This is a genomic window from Rubritalea sp. (assembly GCF_039830215.1).
Classification (GTDB): domain Bacteria; phylum Verrucomicrobiota; class Verrucomicrobiia; order Verrucomicrobiales; family Akkermansiaceae; genus Rubritalea.
In genome coordinates, this window is sequence record NZ_JBDOPO010000357.1 from 1 (window position 1) to 6420 (window position 6420).

Annotated in this window: 6 protein-coding genes; 1 reads left to right on the plus strand and 5 read right to left on the minus strand. The window is 47.1% G+C overall.

All coding sequences use genetic code 11. The features are described 5' to 3' along the window. Positions 1-232, plus strand: a 232-nt coding sequence (locus ABGY95_RS12095) for a hypothetical protein (RefSeq protein WP_347441937.1), incomplete at its 5' end; no start/stop codon positions are given. A gap of 770 nt (positions 233-1002) precedes the next feature. Here ABGY95_RS12095 and ABGY95_RS12100 read toward each other — a convergent pair. The 5 genes from ABGY95_RS12100 to ABGY95_RS12120 form a co-directional block, all read right to left on the minus strand. After that, positions 1003-1233, minus strand: coding sequence for a hypothetical protein (locus ABGY95_RS12100; protein ID WP_347441938.1), 231 nt, complete (start codon positions 1231-1233; stop codon positions 1003-1005). A gap of 427 nt (positions 1234-1660) precedes the next feature. Next, entirely contained in the window at positions 1661-2227 is a 567-nt protein-coding gene (locus tag ABGY95_RS12105; RefSeq protein WP_347441939.1) for a hypothetical protein, read from the minus strand. A gap of 45 nt (positions 2228-2272) precedes the next feature. Next, positions 2273-3739 (minus strand): SDR family oxidoreductase, encoded by a 1467-nt coding sequence (locus ABGY95_RS12110; protein ID WP_347441940.1) that lies wholly within the window; start codon positions 3737-3739, stop codon positions 2273-2275. A 74-nt stretch (positions 3740-3813) separates the two neighbouring features. After that, on the minus strand, positions 3814-4449 hold the full coding sequence (locus ABGY95_RS12115) for a hypothetical protein (protein ID WP_347441941.1): 636 nt from the start codon (positions 4447-4449) through the stop codon (positions 3814-3816). A 350-nt stretch (positions 4450-4799) separates the two neighbouring features. Further along, the gene (locus ABGY95_RS12120) at positions 4800-5525 is read right to left on the minus strand and encodes a 3'-5' exonuclease (protein ID WP_347441942.1); all 726 of its coding nucleotides are present in this window, start codon (positions 5523-5525) and stop codon (positions 4800-4802) included. Between the last annotated feature and the right edge of the window lie 895 nt (positions 5526-6420).

Consider the following 6420-nt stretch of genomic DNA (forward strand, 5'->3'; position numbering starts at 1 on the left):
GATAGAAATATGTAGTGGACCGATTAACAACGAGCATGCAAAAATCGGGGGTAGTGCCCATGTGAACAAAAAATATCACCTTTATTATGGAAGAGGGAAAGGTGGATATCTCAGAATTGCCGTAACACGAATTGATAATGTCCCTCAGATTTCGTTTATTTGGCACGGTGATCAAAAATCTGGCGGATCTATAAATAAAGAATTACTTTTTCACGCCTCACAGGTTAAATAAGCCTGCGGTTGGATTGTAGAGAACCTACCGCTTATGTGGAAAGTTTTCAACGCAGTTCTGTTGCGGACTGTAGCTCGATTGAGTCTCTGTCTCGGGTTAGCCCCTGCTGGGCGGGCATGCTGTTTCTTTGGCTGGACGACCAGAAACAGAATCACAGTACGTTTGGCTCGGTTTCACGGGACAACTCCTGTCTCTGATATCATCTACACCAAAATCAAGGAAGGCTTGCTTTATCTAGCAGTTGTTATGGATCTCTTCTGTCACACGATTCTTTTTCACCAAAGCGGTATTAGCAATACCTACAGAAAATTTGACTAGGAGCTTAGGGCTAGGAGTTTCAGATTGGATACTAGACTTCACTCAGACAATTGTTCACTCGGATCGGGCCACCCAGTACACCAGTCAAGCGCTTAGCGATCAGCTGGCTGCACTTCGAATGGAGCGATTGATGTCGGTACAAGGTCCTAGCTACGGCAGTGCTAGCTGTGAAAGCTTCTTTAGTACTCTCAGGCGCGAGCTGATGCCAGATTACCGCATTTTTGAAAGCCGTAGGGAAGCTCTACTGAGGTCGTTTGAGCAGATTGAAGGTATTTGGGGGGCAAGCGCAACACGCTAGGTAACCTATTCCCGCTGCAGTTCTTAGAGCTACATTGCAACCTCGAAAAGTAGCCAAACTAATCACCAAAACACTCCCTGTGCGAAATGTGGGGGAATGCTCACGTCAGTCCAGGATGTGACCATTCCTGAGTAGATACTCAAAAATGGTGCGTTTACTCTTCTTTGGCTGCAGCTTCTTCAGCAGCGAGCTCGGCTGCAAATTCAGCTTCTTCCCTTTCTTCATCGGTCATAGCTGCAATTCTCGCGGCTTCAGCAGCTTCTTCTTCGGCGACTTGTTGTGCCGCTTGTTTTGCGAGTTTAGCCTCTTCCTTGGCCAAACGCTTATCTAGCTTCTTCTGCTCACGATCGCGTCGTTTTTGGTCTTTGCTTGGTGTGAAGGCCATAGGGTAGTCTTGTTGTATTTGTGGTGGCAGGCTAATCCAGCCTCGATAACTGTGCCTAAATAGGCTGCTGCGCTGCTCTAATACGTTCGGAAGGAGGTGGCAAACAAGAAAAAATGAACGGAATTACATATAAATGAGCTAAACGTAGAGATTTTGGCTGGCCATTCGTGTCACAGGAATAGGCAACCTCAATAGATTTAAAGCATATTCAATGAGGTTTGGAATAGTTTGACCCCATGGTACTTTGCTAGAATTGGGCTAACATTTTGTTAGATTTCGCATTAACTGATAGGAATTATCTGATGCTCTAGATGCGTGAGCCCAGCTGAGGCTATCGCTAGATGGAAAAAAAAAGTTCGATAGTTGGTAATGAGTGCGACTCTGAATGATGCGAGATTGAGCATTGCTTAGTCAGTTCAGAGCGAAATTAGCTTCTGCGTTTTTTCAGAAACTGAGTGAGTGAGCGTTCCTTTTCGGCGGAGTGTTTACCTTGACAACGCCAGAGTACTTTTCCTGTGGTATTGAGAAGGAATAAGTGAATATCGTTTTCGTCCGGGATTTGTAAGGTCTGGTTGAATGGAGCTTTATCTATATAGATGGTGAATGTGCGCTCTCTGGCTGCCCGAGCTTTGACTCCACTGCGCATGCCAGCGTTGAGAAGGGATCTCCTAATGAATCCCATTTTGTAAATAGTGGGGATTTCGTAGTAGCGAAACATTTTCCCAGGCTTGTTGTAACGACGTTCAAGTGTGTCTCCCGCAGCAAACCAAGTGTCGACGAGTTGTTGATGATTGCGCTTAAATGCCACGATCATGAGTTTGTAGTCGCCATCGAGTTCGTCTGGGATCTTCTTCTTTTGTTTAGCTAGATTACTAAAAGTGTGAATCGGGAATTGCATGCCAGTTTTCTTTACATCAATGGGAGCAACTTCAGCTGAAACTGACATATGGAGAGCAAAAAGGCCCAAAAGAATGAAGCGGAAATTGAGGATCATAGTCACTGAGTATGCATCAAGATGGATTAATTACAATCAACGGATTTAAAGAGTAATTCGGTGCTTCCAGCCGTTTGCGAGTTGATTGAGCATTCGTGGAAAAATGATTAAATGGAAGGGGTAGGTGCATGCCCAGTAGAGTCTCCCAAATAGCCCACGGGGTCGGAAGACCGCTCGCTGTTTAATAGAGTTAGAACCAACGCTATATTCGAGCCAGGCCTCACCAGGTAGCTTCATTTCAGCAAAAAGTATCAATCTGCCAGCGTCTTTATCAACTAGGATGACTCGCCAGAAATCTAGTGCATCACCAGTGCTTAATTTGTATGGGTCACGTCTGCCTCTGCGCATGCCGGAACCACCAACGCATTTATCCATCATTCCTCTGAGGTGCCATGCCCAGTCCATGCTGGGCCATCCAACTTTTCCGCCGAGGCTCCAAACGGCATCTATGACCTGTTGGCGAGGTGCTCGTATGACTATTTTTCGAGAGTCGTGGAGTATGCCGTGTTCAGGTATTTGGATATTACGAATGTGGCGAGAATCCACCTTGCCTGATGCTAGCGAGTTGAACCAAACTGATGGGACGCGGTTTTGAGCTACGACCGAAAGTGCCAGCTTGATAGATTGTTGGTAGCTGAGAAGGTCCTGAGGGACGAGCTCTTTTATTCTCGATTCTTCACACGTGGTTTCAATATGCAATGAGCTAACTAGTGCTCTGGCGAGAGGAAAGCTAGTGGCTGTCATGAAATAAAGCCAATAGGCTGAGAGTTTGGGGCTCAAAAAAGGCACGGGTAGAATGAACCGTCTCAGACCTCGGACGCGAGCATATCCCTCTAGCATCATCTGGTAGGTGAGAACCTGAGGACCTCCAATATCAAAAGTCTGATTCAAAAAGAGTTGTTTATCGGAGGGGTCGGTGACTCCTAGCAAGTACCCTATGACATTACGGATAGCAATCGGCTGGCACTTTGTGCGTGTCCACCTTGGGGTAGACATAACAGGCAGTTTTTCAACGAGGTCTCGAATGATTTCAAAAGAAGCGCTTCCGGAGCCAACTATGATTGAGGCGCGGAGTGTGGTGAGAGGAGCATTCCCGTTTGCTAGAATGCGGGCCACTGTAGCTCTAGATTCGAGATGATCTGAAAGCTCCGATCCTTGTGGGGAGATGCCACTGAGGTAGACGACTTGGCCTAATGGCACAGGCTTGATCCATTCCGTGAAATTTTGAGCACAGATTTTTTCCTGACAAGGGAAATTCTTACCAGCTCCCATGGAGTGGAGTAAGTAGTAAGCAGCGTCGATCTCTCCGAGTTGATCAGCATTTTCTAAGCTTTGAAATTTTAAAAAGTCTCCCTCGATCACCAAAAGTTGCGGTGTCCATGCTTTAAAGTTTTGGATTGGGAAGCGGTCCTTGTTTCGAACTATGGCGATGACAGAATAGCCTAGTTCTAACAATTGTGGGATGAGTCGTAGACCAATATAGCCATTCGCTCCAGTTACAAGTACTCGCATCTTATTAAGCTACCACAAGGAGTGTGGGTAGTGGAGTAGATTTTCTAGACATTTTTTAGCTCTATAAGAGGAGCTTAGTTATTAGTTTCAGCCCATGTCTTCATTTGTGCATGGGCCACGGAGGAGATTTTTGGCCTCCCGAATCCATGGGTATTGCGACTGGCGTCGCTGAGAATTTGGTAGGTATTGTAGGGCTTTGATAACCTATGAGTGTAGCTAAGTTTGCGTGAGATTTTGAATATAGAGTTATAGGCATCTCGCGGTGGCTCAAACCTATCTGGAACGTGTGTGATGACTTTTTGTTGGATGTAAACGGTCTCACCACAAGGGAGAATTTTTTCGATATTTTCCAGGTGTGTGAGACAATAGCCGGGGATGGTATAGCCGGCAAAGTGGCTGACATTGTGATATGTTCGAACTTTTGAAGGTTCTAGGTAGAATTTCTTTTTTCCGTCAATGGCCGAGCGTTCAGCTGCACGCACCAATGAAAAATAGGAGACGGCTTCGGGGCCTGGGAAATTATAACTTTCAAAGCCAATTTGGTAGTTGTTCTGCGACTTACGCGTTTCGGTGTAGCCTCCCCAGTGGAGGCTAGAGCCCTGCCAATTACCAGTAGGACGACTAGTGAGGGGGCGGTAGTGTGCTGTGGTGCAAGCTGAGAAGAAGCTACTGAGCAGGACAATGATTAGAGCTGAGTTGCGGTGGGTCATGCATTTGAGACGCGAAGAATCTCTAGTTTATTCAATGAAATAATAAAACCGCGCTGACTGCCTCTAGTTAGCTTCGTTAAAGAAGCTCTCTCCAAACCTTGCGGATGATAGCGTGACGAAGATGGCGTCGATCTGTTCTGCCCCCACAGATCTCCAAAACGGGGCATTCTGAGTTCTCTATGTAAGATGTTGTTTAGCTTAATCAGCGAGCTGCGAGTCCTAGCTTGAAAGTCGATTCGCACGATTAGTGTGATAGTGCCTAGTGGTCATCCGTACGCTTCTCGTGGGGATGATGCATCAAGCTTGCCGGACGGGTTGGTAAACTATTTCTACCAAGGTGAATGGGGAGATTATTTGTAAGAATTTACCGGAGGTCTCTGATCAAGGTTGGCTTCTGCTTGCAGGGCTTCCTGAATTTTGAGTGCTGCGTATGCATCGTTGGCGGCGTAGAGCAGTTGGCGTGGGCTGAGTACGCGCAGCGCCCAGTTGCTAGTAGTGGTAGATTTAGATTTCTTGAAACATTGCTTGAGCACTACTCCCATGGCTCCTCGGACGCCGATTTGGCCTTGATATCCACGTTTGTGGAAGACTTGGTCGAGGTCGAGAACGTGTTTGAGTGCGAGGCCAAAGCGTCTCCGAATCTGAGTGTGGTCATTCTTCAGGCCGAACCCCACCTTGAGGACTTTCTCGGAAGCAATGATTTCAGCGCAAGCTTTCTCACACTCGCTTCGATACAGTTGGAAAATGAAGGCTTTATCGGTCAGGGCGAACTGAACGACGTGTGGGCCGTGGCTTTTCTGGCCGACGCGGAAAGTTGGTTTAGCTTCGGTGTCAAAGCCTGCAATTCCAGCGCGGAAGATTTCATCGACTGCATTTTTACATTCGACCTCGGTAGCCGGCACTATGACCTGGTCTGGCGAAACTCCAGAGAAGGCAGGTAGCAGAGCTACCTCCTCTTTTGAGGGGCCCATGAGCCGAGCTTTCTTCGGGATAGTAGATACATTTCTGTTGGCTCTGGAGTTCGGTGACGCGGAGGCCGAACGCCGGCGTCGGTGGTTGGGACGGGGTTCACTCATGTAGTTGTTTCTGCTGAAGCCTATTTAAGAGGGTAGGGCTAATGAAGTCGAGAGCTCACACAAAAAATGCCATGGTGATGACCATGACCCCAAGGCATTTTTATAGGTTGTTAATGAATTTCTAATTTTGTGCAGTTTCGAATAAAATATCGAGAGCTTCTTGAGGATGCTCTTACTTTACTATTTTTTGAACATGGTTGATAGGTAATTCTTACTAGCGTACTTGTTGCTCAATAGTTTGAAGTCATGATCTTACAGCCTGAGGAGGCTTTTTCCTTTATCTTGTCACCTTATTGCTTGAGCAATTGTTCCTATGGAGATGTGTTGGTTAAAAAGCAGGCTAAATGGGCAACAGCAGAGTTGATCCTACAGACATGGCCGCTGGGGTCACAGAAGCAGCCTTCTGGTTAGCTGAAGGAGCTGTGTAGTCGGAGGTTAGCATCGTACCTTAGCCAACATCGTCACCTTTGAGCATGTGTCCTAATCTGAGCGACGCTGGGCGGTTGAGCTTGATACTGTCTACGTTGCCCCTTTCCAAACACCAATTGCCCTGCGTGATGTCCTCTTCTTTGTCGATTGATCGGCATGGCCATGGTTTGCCTGACTTTTCAGTGATACGGCAGAGGGCCGAGTCTGTGATTTCGTTGACCAGCAGTGAAACGGCTTTTACTCTGCGGCCATCTGCTAGAATGATAGTGAACTCTACTCCCGCAGTGAATTCGACTACATGAGCAGCGGTGAGGGTCAGGCCCTCGGGTGAGACATTGCATCCTTAGCCTCTGTGCCATACCTAGAGCCATGGCTACTCTGGTAGCTTGGCTGGCATCTGCGATTTCTAGCGCATGGGATTAGACCTCACTGAGGCTAGTTGAAGTTTAAGATGTTAGGGCGCCAG

Coding starts and splice junctions, on each gene's coding strand:
- ABGY95_RS12100 (WP_347441938.1), bottom strand. CDS start 1,233: ATGGCCTTCACACCAAGCAAAGACCAAAAACGACGCGATCGTGAGCAG.
- ABGY95_RS12105 (WP_347441939.1), bottom strand. CDS start 2,227: ATGATCCTCAATTTCCGCTTCATTCTTTTGGGCCTTTTTGCTCTCCAT.
- ABGY95_RS12110 (WP_347441940.1), bottom strand. CDS start 3,739: ATGCGAGTACTTGTAACTGGAGCGAATGGCTATATTGGTCTACGACTC.
- ABGY95_RS12115 (WP_347441941.1), bottom strand. CDS start 4,449: ATGACCCACCGCAACTCAGCTCTAATCATTGTCCTGCTCAGTAGCTTC.
- ABGY95_RS12120 (WP_347441942.1), bottom strand. CDS start 5,525: ATGAGTGAACCCCGTCCCAACCACCGACGCCGGCGTTCGGCCTCCGCG.